We start from the raw sequence: 15,000 nt of genomic DNA, 5'->3' as shown, positions 1-15,000 counted from the left end.
TACAGAACAGTACGCTAAATCTCGCTTCGCATTTACAAGTGCTTTCGCGAAACCTAACACATCATCTTCTTTCATATCTAATACGAAAAATGCCAATCGAACCGCTGTTTTCGGTCCGATACCTGGCAACTTCATAAAACTATCGATTAGTTTTGATATTGGTTCTGGATAATGCATGTATCAATATCCTCCTAGAACATTCCACCTGGTAAGTTTAAGCCTTTTGTAAATTTACCCATTGTAGAGTTTGAAAGCTCATCAGCCTTTTTAAGTGCATCATTTGTTGCAGCTAATACTAAGTCTTGTAACATTTCGATATCTTCTGGATCTACAACTTCCTCTTTAATCTTCACTTCAAGAATTTGCTTGTGACCATTTGCAATAACTGTAATCATTCCGCCGCCAGCTGTACCTTCAACTGTTTTTTCACCAAGCTCTTCTTGTGCTTTCGCCATGTCCTTTTGCATCTTTTGCATTTGTTTCATCATGTTATTCATATTTCCCATTCCGCCACGCATCATAATTAATTCCTCCTAATTATTATTACTCTTTTATTTCAATGAGTTCTTGCCCTACTAACTTCACTGCCTCTTCTATAAGAGGGTCTTCCTTTTTCTCCGGGCTTTCTTCAGACTCTCCACCTTCACGTTGTAAAAAGTCTTCACGGATTTTACCCCATTCACTTTTTGGAATGGCAATCATATTTAACCTTTTACTTAGCAATTCAAATAAAGCTTGTTCTACTGTATCCATAGCTTCTCGATTTTCGCTCGCCATCTTACAGTGAATCTCATATTGAAATGCTAAAACGTAAGTGTCATCTGAAGCTGCCACTGGTTCACTATTTTCTAGTAAAACGGCAAACGCTACTTTGTTATATGATTTGAGTCTTCCTAACAACTCACCCCATACAGCTTTTAATTGTTCTAAATCTTGACGCTTCGCTTGTTTTAATACTTCATTTACACGTCCGACAGGAATTTTCATACTTCCTGTTCGTACCGGTTTTGGTGTTGCACGTGTCTCTCTTACTTCCTGTTGTACACCAGCTGGCACACCGTTCTTTTTGACTTGCTCTAACTCTTTCTCCAGTTGCTGCATCCTGTTCATAATTGCTTGCAAACGATCTGTACCATTTGCTTGCATCATAAACTGTTGACACAATTGCACCATAACAACTTCTAAGAAAATACGCGGATGATTTGTCCACTTCATTTCCTGTTGTCCCTTACTAAGGGTATGAATAATCTCATAGATCACTTCCGGTTGCATTTCTTCACTCAACTTACGGAATTGATCATCTACAATTACTCGTTCCAACATATGTTCTAGTTGTGGTGAAGTTTGATATAAAAGCATATCACGATAATAGTAAATGAAATCCTCCATAAAACGAACTGGATCCTTCCCTTTACTCATCATTTCATCTATGATTTGCAATGCTCTTGATACATCATTTTCACGTATGCACTCTACTAAATTGCCTAAGTATTGCTGAGAAACAGATCCTGTTACGGCCAATACATCTTCTGTCGTAACAATCTCATCACTATAAGATATAGCCTGATCAATAAGACTAAGCGCGTCACGCATACCACCTTCGGCAGCACGCGCAACAATTTGTAATGCTTCACCTTCCACTTGCGTACCTTCATTTGTCACGACCGTTGATAATCTCTCAACAATATCATTCACTGATATTTTTCGGAATTCAAAGCGCTGACAACGTGAAATGATTGTAGGTGGGATCTTATGAGGTTCTGTTGTCGCCAAAATAAAGATAACATGTCCTGGCGGCTCTTCTAAGGTTTTTAAAAGCGCATTGAATGCACCCATAGAAAGCATGTGAACTTCATCAATAATGTATACTTTATATTCTACAGCACTTGGAGCGTATTTTACTTTATCTCTAATATCTCGAATTTCATCTACACCGTTATTTGAAGCCGCATCAATTTCTAATACATCTGAAATGGATCCTTGTGTGATTCCTAAACAAGAAGGACATTCATTACAAGGTTCAGCTACCGGAGCATGTTCACAGTTAATTGCTTTTGCAAATACTTTTGCAATTGTCGTTTTTCCTGTTCCCCTCGGGCCAGAAAATAAATAAGCATGTGAAACTTTCTCTTGAAGAAGGGCATTTTGCAACGTTTTTGTCACGTGCTTTTGACCGACTACATCTTCGAACTTTTGCGGTCTCCATGTTCGGTATAACGCTTGGTATGACACGAAAATACGGCCTCCCTCAAAGGTTATTATCTCATTTATTATAACCCATTCTGTTTATAGATTCCAAAAGTTATTTTCTATACAAAAAACTCACCTTTGTATTAAGGTGAGTTTTGTATACATATATAACTGCCGTGCACCCTCCGTCGATTACGTACCATAAGCGTTACTCAAGCAGTTAGCTCGGTTCAGGCACTCCTGCGGCACACGAGAAGACCCGCTTATTGCTGCTTCCTTCCGGACCTGACAAGGTTCACGGGGTCCCGTTGCGCAGGACCCAAACGTCAACACCACTTACTTAAGGCAGACCTTACAGCAACATAACCTCGAGAGGGGATTCGGCCTCGCTAGAGCGGATTGCGAGTATAGGGCACCGCTACCTCCCCGCTTAGCACGGCAAAGTTAAAACCAATATTCGGTTGCCTTCATTAAAGGCATTATCAGTATAACTTGTTTCTTTAGAAAATGCAAATACGTTAGTTCCCAGTATTCTTCTCTAATTTTTTTATTGCTTTTCTTTTTTTACGAAGCTCTCTAAAAAAGTTTGTTAACAACGTACCGCATTCTTCCTCTAGTACACCAGATACTACTTCACATTGATGATTGAAGCGTTCATCCGTTAAAAGATTCATCAATGTCCCTGCACATCCGCCCTTCGGATCACTTGCACCATATACAACTCGCTTCACTCGTGATAAAACAATTCCACCCGCACACATTGGGCAAGGTTCTAATGTTACATACAATGTTGCATCTTCTAAACGCCATGTCCCTAATTTTTTACATGCATCATCTATCGCTAGCAACTCAGCATGAGCTATTGATCTTTGCTCAGTTTCCCTTAAATTATGGGCAACACTAATTACCTCACCATCTAACACTATAACTGCTCCAATTGGTACTTCCTGTATTTCCTCTGCCTTTTTAGCTTCTTCTATCGCTAATTGCATAAAATAAATATCTTGATCTTGTTTCATAACATAGTCCTTTCATTACAAATAAAGTACACTTATTTCCATTTACTACACAGGGGATAACTTTTACAAATTCAATCCACCCTAAAAGAAAAAAGAGAGGGGATTACATATGAAAAATACCGCCTTGCTCATTATCGATATGATTAATGACTTTCAATTTTCCCACGGACCCATTCTAGCTAAAAAATGCGAAACTATAACAAACCCTATTTTACAATTAAAGAAAAAAATGAAATCCTTTGGCTATCCTATAATTTACGTTAATGACCATTATCAACTTTGGAGATCTGATATCGACCAACTTATTACTCATTGCACAAATGAATATAGCGAAAATATAATCCATAAGATTGCTCCAAGTTTTGATGAGTACATTTTTATTAAACCACATTATTCCGCTTTTTATGAAACACCTTTAAATTCATTACTAGGTTATTTAAAAATAGAAAATCTAATATTAACAGGGGTTGCCGGAAATATATGTATCCTATTTACAGCTAATGATGCTCATATGAGAAATTATAAATTGTATGTACCACAGGATTGTATCGCCTCTAACAACGACCAAGATAATATACATGCTTTAAAAATAATGGAAACTACATTGAAAGCAAATATAACATCATCAACCAAAATAAAATTTAATTAATACATATATCTATTTTCTAACTTTTTATATCAAATTAACCCGCTCGCTTCCCTCTTGTGCTACAATAATTCTGTTTTGTGTTTTTAGTAGTCACGGTAAATTACTGATTGAAAGGAGGAAACAGCGTGACCGGAGTACCATTTATCACGGTTGAAGGACCAATTGGTGTTGGAAAAACTTCACTTGCGAAGGAAATTTCAACTCACATGCAACTCCACTTACTAAAAGAGATTGTTGATGAAAATCCCTTTTTAGGAAAGTTCTATGAAGACATCGACGAATGGAGTTTTCAAACAGAGATGTTCTTTCTTTGTAATAGATACAAACAATTAGAAGACATTAACATAAAGTACTTGAATCAAAGGAAACCAGTAGTAGCGGATTACCATATCTTTAAAAATTTAATTTTTGCATCCCGCACATTAAAAGACTCTCAATATGACAAATACATGCAAATTTATCGTATCCTTACACAAGATATGCCTGTGCCAAATGTCATTGTTTATTTAACAGCTAGCCTAGAAACATTGCAAAAACGAATCGCCATGCGCGGAAGAGAATTTGAAAAAAACATGGATCCAAATTACTTACTACAGCTCACAAAAGATTATGAAACAGCAATGGATGCTTTTAAAAAAGATCATCCGGAAATACCAGTATTGAAATTTAATGGCGACGATATGGATTTTGTAAAAAATCCTGATGATTTAAACGTTATCCTATCTGCCCTTCAAAATACTCTCTTAAAGGAGTCGAAATAATAATGAATTTAAGGCAAAAATATGATATACCCAATGACGCAGTAATCACTATTGCCGGAACAGTAGGTGTGGGTAAATCAACTATGACAACTGCATTAGCTAATGCTTTAGGTTATCGCACATCATTTGAAAAAGTAGATTCCAATCCATATTTGGACAAGTTCTATGCGGACTTCACTCGCTGGAGCTTCCACCTACAAGTGTACTTTTTAGCAGAACGATTTAAGGAACAAAAAAGAATTTTTGAATATGGTGGCGGTTTTGTTCAAGATCGTTCCATTTACGAAGACACTGGAATTTTCGCAAAGATGCATCATGAAAAAGGAACAATGACGGAAACTGATTATGAAACGTACAAAGGTTTATTTGACGCTATGGTCATGACTCCTTACTTCCCTCATCCAGACTTATTAATTTACTTAGAAGGTTCTTTCGATGATATTGTCGATCGTATTCAAGAACGCGGGCGCCCAATGGAACAGCAAACACCAATTGAGTACTGGAAAGAAATGCATGGACGTTATGAAAACTGGATTAACAACTTTAATTCATGCCCTGTATTACGCTTAAATATTAACGAGTACGATATTTTAAAAGATGGTGATTCAATCGAACCAATCATAAAAAAAATTGGCCATTTTTTAAAACAAACACGTAAACTTGTAAAATAAAAAACCCGTGCATATGCACGGGTTTTCCTATTAAATTACTTCTTCTTTGTTGGAGCAATAATTTCACTCTCAGGTTTTCCTGCGTTAATGCGCTGACGAACAGTACTTGTACTAATATCGTATGCTTCAGCAATCTCTTTAACAGTCATTTCTTTCCCGTTAATTACTGCCGTTAATACTTTACCTGTACGTTTTGGAGCTGCTTCTTTCTTTACAGCTGCTTTTTTAACTTGTTTTGGCGCCTCTACTTTACTCGTAGCTGGTTTTACATCACAAGTACAACCACAAAGTTTACGGAATGTATCATCACTAATAATGCGTGATACGTTTGCACCACTGTTTAAAATTCTATTGTTCTTACAGACAGGACATTGTACATAATATAAAGTTTTTCCATCTAAAGGAAACGTTTGTATAATAAGATCCATGTTGACTCCTTTCATATCTATGAAGATAATCATCGGAATATGAGTGTGTAATAAGGACAAAATTACCTTACACCATACTTTATGATTGGTTTTAAAATAAAAACTCGTTACGTGTTGGTAACGAGTTCTCCAATCTCCACTTATATGCGCTGTTGTCAATTATATCTGGAGGAGGTAGAGGGATTCGAACCCCCGCGCGACTCTCGCCGCCTGTCGGTTTTCAAGACCGATCCCTTCAGCCAGACTTGGGTATACCTCCATATTGACATCAAATATAATATCAAAAGAAAAACAGTTAGTCAACCCTACTAAAATAAATTATGAGGAAAGGAAAATTTTACTTTCCCCTTCCTACATTACAGTACTGACAACGCTCATAATTACCAATCACTCATACCGATGAATGTTTAAATTTACTTAATAACTGTTTTTCCTCCCATATAAGGGCGAAGAACTTCTGGAATTATAATTGTACCATCTTCTTGTTGGTAGTTCTCTAAAATAGCTGCAACCGTACGTCCAATTGCAAGACCAGATCCATTTAATGTATGAACATGTTCTGGTTTTCCATTTGGTTCACGGCGGAAACGGATATTTGCACGTCTCGCTTGGAAAGCTTCAAAATTACTACAAGAAGAAATTTCACGATATGTGCCATAGCTTGGAATCCATACTTCAATATCGTATTTCTTCGCTGCTGTAAATCCTAAATCGCCTGTGCACATGCTCATAACGCGATATGGCAACTCTAATAATTGTAACACGCGTTCTGCATCATTTGTTAACTTTTCTAACTCTTCATAAGAATCTTCTGGTTTTACGAACTTCACAAGCTCTACTTTATTAAACTGATGCTGGCGAATTAAACCACGTGTATCACGTCCAGCTGAACCTGCTTCAGAACGGAAGCAAGAGCTAAATGCAGCATATCTTATAGGCAATTGCTCTTTATTTAAAATCTCATCACGATGCATATTCGTTACAGGTACTTCAGCTGTTGGAATTAAGAAGTAATCTTCACTTTCAATACGGAATGCATCTTCTTCAAACTTTGGAAGTTGTCCTGTTCCTGTCATACTTGCACGGTTTACCATATATGGAGGTAATACTTCTTCATATCCATGCTCATCAGTATGAAGATCAAGCATAAAGCTAATTAAAGCACGCTCTAATCTTGCACCAGCACCTTTGTAGAATACGAAGCGGCTTCCTGTTACTTTCCCAGCGCGTTCAAAATCTAAAATTCCTAAATCAGTAGCAAGATCCCAATGTGGTTTTGGCTCATAAGTAAATTCTTTCACTTCTCCCCAAGTACGTGCTACTACATTATCATCCTCTGTTTCACCAACTGGAGCTGATTCATGAGGGATATTTGGAATAGATAACATTAATCTTTCTAAGTCTTCTTCAACTGTACGAAGTTCGTTATCAAGATCCTTTACTTTTTCTCCAACTTCACGCATTTCTAAAATTAGAGCTTCTGCATCTTTCTTTTCACGCTTCAATACAGAGATTTGTTGAGATACTTCGTTACGTTTACTTTTTAGTTCCTCTGTTTGAACAAGTAGTTCTCTTCTTCTCGTATCCAATTCTTCAAAACGACCAAAATCAGTTAAATCTTCGCCTCTATGCTGTAATTTCGCTTTTACTTCTTCAAAGTTTGTACGTAAAAATTTAATATCAAGCATTGTATACTCCTCCTTTTATTTTATAAAACACAAAAAACTCCCGTCCCTATATAAAGGGACGGGAGTTAACCCGCGTTGCCACCCTAGTTGAAAGCATTACCGCTTTCCTCTCAAGTAGAAATAACGGCTCTTCACCGGGAATGCTTACTAATCCAAAAGATATTCCACATTCCATTCCAGGATGGATTCACAAACTGTTTCTATCGATTTCCACCAACCATCGACTCTCTATAAGAAACGACATTTGTTACTATTTCCTATCAACACGCTTATTTTATAAAATTGTTACCATCAATTTACTATAATCTTATACAAGTTGCAAGTTACTTATACAACTTTTTTCATTTTCGCTTCTTTTACCATTTCAACAAAGTATGCTGTTACACGATGATCATCTGTTAATTCCGGATGGAATGAAGCAGCTAAAAACTGATTTTGTCTTACCGCTACCATTCGGTCACCATGTTTAGAAAGCACTTCAACATTATCAGCTACTTCTACAACATACGGCGCACGGATAAATACACCAACGAAGTCTTCACCCACGCCTTCAATTGAAAGCGCAGCCTCAAAACTATCCTTTTGGCGTCCGAACGCATTGCGCTCAACTGTAATATCCATAGCCCCAATATGTGCTTCTTCATAGCCAATAAGTGTTTTCGCAAGAAGAATCATCCCTGCACATGTACCAAACATTGGTTTACCAGACTTTGCAAATGTACGAAGTGGTTCCATGAAAGCATACTTATCAATAAGACGGCGCATTGTTGTACTTTCACCGCCCGGTAAAATAAGACCATCAATCTCTTCAAGTTGCTCTATACGCTTTACAACAACAGCTTCTGCACCACTTGCTTCAACTGATTTTACATGCTCACGAACTGCACCTTGAAGACCTAGTACACCGATTTTCACCATTTTAAAGTTCTCCTTTAATTACCATCCACGCTCTTGCATGCGTTGTTCTGGTAATAACGTTGAAATTTCGACACCCTTCATTGCATTACCTAATCCTTTAGAAAGGCTTGCAATTAGTTCGTAATCTTCATAATGAGTCGTTGCTTCAACGATTGCACGTGCAAATTTCTCTGGGTTTTCTGATTTGAAGATACCAGATCCAACAAATACCCCATCAGCACCAAGTTGCATCATTAATGCTGCATCTGCTGGTGTTGCTACACCACCTGCCGCAAAGTTTACAACTGGTAAGCGACCAAGACGTTTAATTTCAAGTAATACTTCGTAAGGAGCGCCAGTATTTTTTGCATATGTCATTAACTCATCTTCACGTAGACTCGCAACTTGACGGATTTCTGCATTGACTTGGCGCATATGACGCACTGCCTCTACAATGTTTCCTGTTCCTGGTTCACCTTTTGTACGAAGCATAGATGCACCTTCTGCAATACGACGTGCAGCTTCTCCGATATCACGGCAACCACATACAAATGGAACTGTGTAATCACGTTTATTTAAATGGTATACTTCATCAGCAGGAGTTAATACTTCACTCTCATCGATATAGTCTACCCCTAATGATTCTAATACACGTGCTTCTACAAGGTGACCGATACGGCATTTTGCCATAACCGGAATTGACACCGCACCCATAACTTCTTCAACAATTGTTGGGTCTGCCATACGAGAAACGCCACCTGCTGCACGAATATCTGCTGGTACACGCTCTAATGCCATAACGGCAACTGCGCCTGCCTCTTCTGCAATTTTTGCTTGTTCAGCGTTAACTACGTCCATAATAACGCCGCCTTTTTGCATTTCTGCCATTCCACGTTTTACACGTTCTGTCCCTGTTACATTTGTCATGTACAAAAACCCCCCTAGGTGAATTGCTTTCCCCCGTTAAAGGCGAAAATTAAGAATACTCTTACATTCTACCACTAACTATCAGATGCTTGTCTACTACTTTTTCATAAAGTCGGTATGAAAAATAGGAATAAAAAAAAGCTCCTATCGTGAGGAGCTTTTAAAACCAACCTTTTACTGTATCAACAGCACTATTCCACATACCACTAAAGAATGAACCAATTCCGCGCATAGCACGAGTAAACCAGTTTGCTTCTTCTACTTCAGATGTCGTTACAAGATCCACTTGCAGTGACTTACCGGTTAAAAATCCAGGGTCGTTTGTATCTTTTGGCGTAATTACCATTTGACCAAGCGCAGCTCCCTTTTTAATAGGTGCTTCTTGTCCCTTACTTGATTCTTTTAATTCTGTTTTATAAACATCTTTACTTCCTTTTGGCACTGGAAGTGAAATAGCTTGTTTCGTTTGAACTGCTACATCTTTATCTTTCGCATTTTCTACTCGTACTGTTTCTTGTCCTTTTACTGAAGAACCTTTTTTATACATTTGTTTCACTTCAAAGTTAGCAAATCCATAATCATATAGCTTCTTTGTTTCATCAAAACGTGCTGTATGAGAACTTGTTTTAATAACTACAGAAATAAAACGCATTCCGTTTCTTTCAACCGTACCAGTGAAGCAATCTCCTGCTTCTGGAGTTGAGCCTGTTTTTAGGCCATCTACGCCATCATATTCTTTAACTAAGCCCTTTAACATCCAGTTCCAGTTCGACATTCCAAACTTCTCTTTTTCTGGACGGAATTCTTTTTTAGGGATTTTTGCTGTATCTAACACTTTTGGATAATCTTTAATTAAATGTTGTGCTAAAGTTGCAACATCCTTTGCAGACATTTTATTTTCTTCATCCGCTGTTGTTCCTTCAGGATGCATTCCCTTTAAATCTTTATTCGTTAAACCTGTAGAATTGACAAATTTATAATTTTTTAACCCTAGTTCTTTCGATTTGTCATTCATCATTTTTACGAAGTCTACTTCTTTACCTGCAATTGCTTCTGCTAATGCAATTGTTGCACCATTTGCAGAAAAGATTGCCATTGCTTCGTATAACTCTTTTACTGTATAAGAGCCACCATTTTCTAATGCAACATTTGATAATGAAGCATCTTGTGAAACCTTATATGCATATTCAGAAACCTTAATTTTCTGGTCCCACTTAAGTTTTCCTTTATCCACTGCTTCGTGAACTAAATATTCACTCATCATCTTTGTCATACTAGCAATGGATAATAATTCATCTGCATTCTTTTGATATAAAATTTTCCCAGAATTCGCTTCTACTAAAATTGCCGCACCTGCTTCAATGTTTAAAGCGGCTCCTGTTTCAGCTGATGCATTGCTATATGGCATAAAAATGCTACAAGCTAGTGTAAGCACTGTTACCAAAGCAATGAATCTTTTGCAAAACATACCTTTCACTTTTGCTACCCCCAATATCTATGTACTCACATAACCGTTATTCTAACATAATCAAAAAAAAATAGACAGAGATATCAAATCTCTGTCTATTTGTATATAAGACATTATAATGAGTAGTTTGGAGCCTCTTTTGTAATTTGTACGTGATGAGGATGACTTTCACGTAAGCCAGCACCTGACATACGAATGAATTGTGCATTTTCGCGTAAGAATTCTAAATCCTGTGCTCCGCAATATCCCATACCTGCACGTAAGCCACCAACTAATTGGTGAACTGTATCTGCTAAAGGTCCTTTATATGGCACTCGTCCTTCAATACCTTCTGGGACAAGCTTTTTATTACCTTCTTGGAAGTAACGATCTTTACTTCCTTTTTCCATCGCACCGACAGAACCCATACCACGATACACTTTAAATTGACGACCTTGGTAAATTTCAGTTTCTCCAGGGCTTTCTGCAACACCTGCAAACATGCTACCTAGCATAACAACATGTGCTCCTGCCGCTAAAGCTTTCACCATATCACCAGAGTACTTAATACCACCATCAGCAATAACTGGAATACCGTGTTTACGAGCTTCTGTTGCACAATCATAAACTGCAGTTAATTGTGGTACACCAACACCGGCTACAACGCGTGTTGTACAAATAGAACCTGGTCCAATACCAACTTTAACTACGTTTGCACCAGCTTCAATTAATGCTTTCGTTGCTTCAGCAGTAGCAACATTTCCAGCGATAATATTTAGTGATGGGTATTTAGCACGAACTTCTTTTACCTTATCAATGACACCTTTAGAATGTCCATGTGCTGTATCAAGTACAATTGCATCTACACTAGCTTTTACTAATGCATCGATGCGAAGCATAGCATCCGCTGTTACACCAACTGCTGCTCCAACTAATAAGCGTCCTTGCTTATCCTTAGCAGAGTTTGGGAATTCAATTACTTTTTCAATATCTTTTATTGTAATAAGCCCTTGTAATACACCGTTATTATCAACAAGAGGGAGTTTTTCAATTTTATACTTTTGTAGGATCTTTTCAGCTTCTTCCAGTGTAGTACCAACTGGAGCTGTAATTAATTGTTCTTTTGTCATTACGTCAGAAATTTTGATTGAGTAGTCTTGGATGAAGCGCATATCACGGTTTGTAATAATACCAACTAATTTTCGCTCATCTAAATTATTTACAACCGGTACACCTGAGATACGATATTTTCCCATAAGATGTTCTGCATCATATACTTGATGTTCTGGAGTTAAGAAGAAAGGATCTGAAATAACGCCGCTTTCAGAGCGCTTTACTTTATCAACTTGCTCTGCTTGTTGCTCAATAGACATATTCTTATGAATAATTCCTAAACCACCTTGGCGAGCCATTGCAATAGCCATGTCAGCTTCTGTTACTGTATCCATTCCTGCACTAATTAACGGGATGTTTAGCTGTAAGCTTTCAGATAAAACTGTTTTAACACTTACTTCTCTTGGTAATATATCTGACCTAGCTGGTACAAGTAATACATCATCAAAAGTCAAACCTTCTTTAACAAATTTAGATTCCCACATAATTGTTCCCCCTATGATACCAGAAATTATTATTAGTAGCTTATCAATTGGTTAAAATACTGTCAAGGACGTATATATATGTTAGAATTTTTAGACAATAAAAGGAGCGTAATATATGCATCAAACATCTTGTACTTGGCAGCAGTTAAGTTTCTTTTTTTCATCTCAAAACGTACAACGTTATCTTGCCCGTTGTTATGAAAAATCCTCTATTCAGGATGCAGAAAAAAAAAGTTTTGAAAATTGTTATCCCTTTATTTATTACTTAGAACACGGGAAAAATTATTATGAATTATATAAGACAGCTCCATTTTCCATTCAACCAATGTTGTTATTTTATGGAATTAGTCAACTGTTTAAAGCATGCCTACTAACTATTGACCCTAACTATCCTGAATCCACTACTGTTTTAGCTCATGGCGTTACAACTCGCAAACGAAAAAAACAAGGGTATCAATTTTTAGAAGATGAGGTGAAGGTACAAAAAAACGGATTGTTTACTCATGTTGCAGAACAACTGTTTCACATGAAACACTTAGAAGCAGAAAAATTTAACATGTTAGAACTAATGGGAAATATTCCAGAATTACAAAATTTATTTCGTTATAGTCAAAAAGGATCAACTTTATATAAAATTGATTCAACAATTAAAAATGAGCTCTCCTTTTCAGTCAACCTACTAGATCGATTACATATGACTAAAGAGAGATTTTCTCGTTACATTGAAACATCTTGTAAGCATTTATCAATACAACACGTACCTGAGAAGACTAATGAATCGAATTTACTTTTTACAGCGCCTATTCAATCATGGAATCCTATGTACAGTACTCCTTTATACTATGAACATCTTACTAATACTTATTATTTGCCACTTACGACTGACCCTAGAAATCCTAAGCCAATATTACCTGAACTCCTCATTCATTATTTATTGCTCTATAATTTAAGCATGATTTCTAGATATGAAACAGATTGGTGGTATGACTTACTTGGAAGTTATGGTTCTGAAGATTATCCATTTATTTATCAATTTCTAAGTATTTCTGCTCAAAAAATCCCTTACTATATTTCAAATTTTTTATTAATGGAACCAAATCTATTTCATGGGAAATAAAAAAACACAAGTCAAATGACTTGTGTTTTTAGTTGCTTGGCGACGTCCTACTCTCACAGGGACAAGGTCCCAACTACCATCGGCGCTAGAGAGCTTAACTTCCGTGTTCGGTATGGGAACGGGTGTGACCTCTCTGCCATCATCACCAAACTATGAAGGCATATTCCTTCAAAACTAGATAACATTTGCTACATATTATATGGTTAAGTCCTCGATCTATTAGTATTCGTCAGCTCCACATGTCACCATGCTTCCACCTCGAACCTATCAACCTGATCATCTTTCAGGGATCTTACTAGCTTACGCTATGGGAAATCTCATCTTGAGGGGGGCTTCATGCTTAGATGCTTTCAGCACTTATCCCTTCCGCACATAGCTACCCAGCTATGCCCTTGGCAGAACAACTGGTACACCAGCGGTGCGTCCATCCCGGTCCTCTCGTACTAAGGACAGCTCCTCTCAAATTTCCTACGCCCACGACGGATAGGGACCGAACTGTCTCACGACGTTCTGAACCCAGCTCGCGTACCGCTTTAATGGGCGAACAGCCCAACCCTTGGGACCGACTACAGCCCCAGGATGCGATGAGCCGACATCGAGGTGCCAAACCTCCCCGTCGATGTGGACTCTTGGGGGAGATAAGCCTGTTATCCCCGGGGTAGCTTTTATCCGTTGAGCGATGGCCCTTCCATGCGGAACCACCGGATCACTAAGCCCGACTTTCGTCCCTGCTCGACTTGTAGGTCTCGCAGTCAAGCTCCCTTATGCCTTTGCACTCTACGAATGATTTCCAACCATTCTGAGGGAACCTTTGGGCGCCTCCGTTACACTTTAGGAGGCGACCGCCCCAGTCAAACTGCCCACCTGACACTGTCTCCCGGGTCGATAAGACCCGTAGGTTAGAATTTCAATACAGTCAGGGCGGTATCCCACCAGCGCCTCCACCGAAGCTAGCGCTCCGGTTTCAATGGCTCCCGCCTATCCTGTACAAACTGTACCAAAATTCAATATCAGGCTACAGTAAAGCTCCACGGGGTCTTTCCGTCCTGTCGCGGGTAACCTGCATCTTCACAGGTACTATAATTTCACCGAGTCTCTGGTTGAGACAGTGCCCAAATCGTTACACCTTTCGTGCGGGTCGGAACTTACCCGACAAGGAATTTCGCTACCTTAGGACCGTTATAGTTACGGCCGCCGTTTACTGGGGCTTCAGTTCAGAGCTTCGCTTACGCTAACCCCTCTCCTTAACCTTCCAGCACCGGGCAGGTGTCACCCCCTATACTTCGCCTTACGGCTTCGCAGAGAGCTGTGTTTTTGCTAAACAGTCGCTTGGGCCTATTCACTGCGGCTTTCCGTTAAGAAAGCACCCCTTCTCCCGAAGTTACGGGGTCATTTTGCCGAGTTCCTTAACCAGAGTTCTCTCGCACACCTTAGGATTCTCTCCTCGCCTACCTGTGTCGGTTTGCGGTACAGGCACCTTTTATCTCGCTAGAAGCTTTTCTTGGCAGCGGGGAATCAAAGACTTCGCTCCATAAGGAGCTTCCCCATCACAGCTCAGCCTTCACGATAAGCGGATTTGCCTACTTATCAGCCTAACTGCTTGGACGT

At 38.5% G+C, this 15,000-nt stretch carries 14 protein-coding genes, 1 tRNA gene, 2 rRNA genes, 1 other RNA gene and 1 other annotated feature (2 of these 19 running past the window's edge); of the genes, 4 read left to right on the top strand and 14 right to left on the bottom strand.

The genetic code is table 11. The features are described 5' to 3' along the window. From recR to tadA, 5 genes are all read right to left on the bottom strand, one after another. Positions 1-177, bottom strand: the 5' portion of a protein-coding gene (gene recR / locus ACTL4X_RS00135) for a recombination protein RecR (RefSeq protein WP_000559169.1). 420 nt of this gene lie to the left of the window's left edge; 177 of the gene's 597 nt are visible here — the first part of the coding sequence; the start codon lies at positions 175-177; the stop codon falls past the left edge of the window. Positions 178-191: 14 nt separating this feature from the next. Continuing rightward, on the bottom strand, positions 192-518 hold the full coding sequence (locus ACTL4X_RS00130; protein ID WP_014894853.1) for a YbaB/EbfC family nucleoid-associated protein: 327 nt from the start codon (positions 516-518) through the stop codon (positions 192-194). 25 nt (positions 519-543) lie between these two features. After that, positions 544-2,232 (bottom strand): DNA polymerase III subunit gamma/tau, encoded by a 1,689-nt coding sequence (gene dnaX / locus ACTL4X_RS00125; RefSeq protein WP_000121587.1) that lies wholly within the window; start codon positions 2,230-2,232, stop codon positions 544-546. 132 nt (positions 2,233-2,364) lie between these two features. Beyond that, positions 2,365-2,629, bottom strand: an RNA gene (ffs, locus tag ACTL4X_RS00120) — signal recognition particle sRNA large type. A 79-nt stretch (positions 2,630-2,708) separates the two neighbouring features. Next, complete coding sequence (tadA, locus tag ACTL4X_RS00115) at positions 2,709-3,209, bottom strand: tRNA adenosine(34) deaminase TadA (protein ID WP_000806700.1); 501 nt, start codon at positions 3,207-3,209, stop codon at positions 2,709-2,711. Positions 3,210-3,318: 109 nt separating this feature from the next. On the opposite strand from tadA, the gene ACTL4X_RS00110 reads away from it, so the two are divergent. The 3 genes from ACTL4X_RS00110 (at position 3,319) to ACTL4X_RS00100 (ending at position 5,290) form a co-directional block, all read left to right on the top strand. After that, on the top strand, positions 3,319-3,858 hold the full coding sequence (locus tag ACTL4X_RS00110) for an isochorismatase family cysteine hydrolase (protein WP_000798724.1): 540 nt from the start codon (positions 3,319-3,321) through the stop codon (positions 3,856-3,858). Between the two features lie 125 nt (positions 3,859-3,983). Continuing rightward, entirely contained in the window at positions 3,984-4,619 is a 636-nt protein-coding gene (locus ACTL4X_RS00105; protein WP_000148218.1) for a deoxynucleoside kinase, read from the top strand. Between the two features lie 2 nt (positions 4,620-4,621). Further along, positions 4,622-5,290, top strand: coding sequence for a deoxynucleoside kinase (locus tag ACTL4X_RS00100; protein WP_001053585.1), 669 nt, complete (start codon positions 4,622-4,624; stop codon positions 5,288-5,290). Positions 5,291-5,325: 35 nt separating this feature from the next. Here ACTL4X_RS00100 and ACTL4X_RS00095 read toward each other — a convergent pair whose 3' ends face one another. From ACTL4X_RS00095 to guaB, 7 genes are all read right to left on the bottom strand, one after another. Continuing rightward, the gene (locus tag ACTL4X_RS00095; RefSeq protein ID WP_000364193.1) at positions 5,326-5,718 is read right to left on the bottom strand and encodes a DUF3797 domain-containing protein; all 393 of its coding nucleotides are present in this window, start codon (positions 5,716-5,718) and stop codon (positions 5,326-5,328) included. A 166-nt stretch (positions 5,719-5,884) separates the two neighbouring features. Next, positions 5,885-5,977: transfer RNA gene (locus tag ACTL4X_RS00090), tRNA-Ser, on the bottom strand. 154 nt (positions 5,978-6,131) lie between these two features. Then, positions 6,132-7,406, bottom strand: a complete 1,275-nt coding sequence (serS, locus tag ACTL4X_RS00085) for a serine--tRNA ligase (RefSeq protein ID WP_000884187.1) — start codon at positions 7,404-7,406, stop codon at positions 6,132-6,134. Positions 7,407-7,457: 51 nt separating this feature from the next. Continuing rightward, positions 7,458-7,679, bottom strand: a binding site (T-box leader). Between the two features lie 54 nt (positions 7,680-7,733). After that, a complete protein-coding gene (pdxT, locus tag ACTL4X_RS00080; RefSeq protein ID WP_000238787.1) occupies positions 7,734-8,324 on the bottom strand; it encodes a pyridoxal 5'-phosphate synthase glutaminase subunit PdxT in 591 nt (196 codons plus the stop codon). An 18-nt stretch (positions 8,325-8,342) separates the two neighbouring features. Continuing rightward, complete coding sequence (gene pdxS, locus ACTL4X_RS00075; RefSeq protein ID WP_000186165.1) at positions 8,343-9,230, bottom strand: pyridoxal 5'-phosphate synthase lyase subunit PdxS; 888 nt, start codon at positions 9,228-9,230, stop codon at positions 8,343-8,345. 160 nt (positions 9,231-9,390) lie between these two features. After that, on the bottom strand, positions 9,391-10,698 hold the full coding sequence (gene dacA / locus ACTL4X_RS00070; protein ID WP_124749816.1) for a D-alanyl-D-alanine carboxypeptidase DacA: 1,308 nt from the start codon (positions 10,696-10,698) through the stop codon (positions 9,391-9,393). A 113-nt stretch (positions 10,699-10,811) separates the two neighbouring features. Beyond that, complete coding sequence (guaB, locus tag ACTL4X_RS00065; protein WP_000264088.1) at positions 10,812-12,275, bottom strand: IMP dehydrogenase; 1,464 nt, start codon at positions 12,273-12,275, stop codon at positions 10,812-10,814. A gap of 115 nt (positions 12,276-12,390) precedes the next feature. On the opposite strand from guaB, the gene ACTL4X_RS00060 reads away from it, so the two are divergent. Further along, positions 12,391-13,392, top strand: a complete 1,002-nt coding sequence (locus tag ACTL4X_RS00060; protein WP_000554287.1) for a YaaC family protein — start codon at positions 12,391-12,393, stop codon at positions 13,390-13,392. A 34-nt stretch (positions 13,393-13,426) separates the two neighbouring features. Here ACTL4X_RS00060 and rrf read toward each other — a convergent pair. Next, positions 13,427-13,542: ribosomal RNA gene (gene rrf / locus ACTL4X_RS00055) — 5S ribosomal RNA — on the bottom strand. A gap of 49 nt (positions 13,543-13,591) precedes the next feature. After that, positions 13,592-15,000, bottom strand: a 23S ribosomal RNA gene (locus ACTL4X_RS00050) (it continues 1,513 nt past the right edge of the window).

The sequence above is a fragment of the Bacillus sp. RE35 genome (assembly GCF_052146655.1).
Lineage (GTDB): Bacteria > Bacillota > Bacilli > Bacillales > Bacillaceae_G > Bacillus_A > Bacillus_A cereus.
Note: the sequence above shows the minus strand (reverse complement) of the source record. Positions and strands in the feature narration are given on the sequence as shown.

Bases quoted from the DNA above. Each gene is read 5' to 3' on its own strand.
- ACTL4X_RS00130 (WP_014894853.1), bottom strand. From the start codon at position 518: ATGCGTGGCGGAATGGGAAATATGAATAACATGATGAAACAAATGCAA.
- tadA (WP_000806700.1), bottom strand. From the start codon at position 3,209: ATGAAACAAGATCAAGATATTTATTTTATGCAATTAGCGATAGAAGAA.
- ACTL4X_RS00110 (WP_000798724.1), top strand. From the start codon at position 3,319: ATGAAAAATACCGCCTTGCTCATTATCGATATGATTAATGACTTTCAA.
- ACTL4X_RS00100 (WP_001053585.1), top strand. From the start codon at position 4,622: ATGAATTTAAGGCAAAAATATGATATACCCAATGACGCAGTAATCACT.
- ACTL4X_RS00095 (WP_000364193.1), bottom strand. From the start codon at position 5,718: ATGGATCTTATTATACAAACGTTTCCTTTAGATGGAAAAACTTTATAT.
- serS (WP_000884187.1), bottom strand. From the start codon at position 7,406: ATGCTTGATATTAAATTTTTACGTACAAACTTTGAAGAAGTAAAAGCG.
- pdxT (WP_000238787.1), bottom strand. From the start codon at position 8,324: ATGGTGAAAATCGGTGTACTAGGTCTTCAAGGTGCAGTTCGTGAGCAT.
- pdxS (WP_000186165.1), bottom strand. From the start codon at position 9,230: ATGACAAATGTAACAGGGACAGAACGTGTAAAACGTGGAATGGCAGAA.
- dacA (WP_124749816.1), bottom strand. From the start codon at position 10,698: ATGTTTTGCAAAAGATTCATTGCTTTGGTAACAGTGCTTACACTAGCT.
- guaB (WP_000264088.1), bottom strand. From the start codon at position 12,275: ATGTGGGAATCTAAATTTGTTAAAGAAGGTTTGACTTTTGATGATGTA.
- ACTL4X_RS00060 (WP_000554287.1), top strand. From the start codon at position 12,391: ATGCATCAAACATCTTGTACTTGGCAGCAGTTAAGTTTCTTTTTTTCA.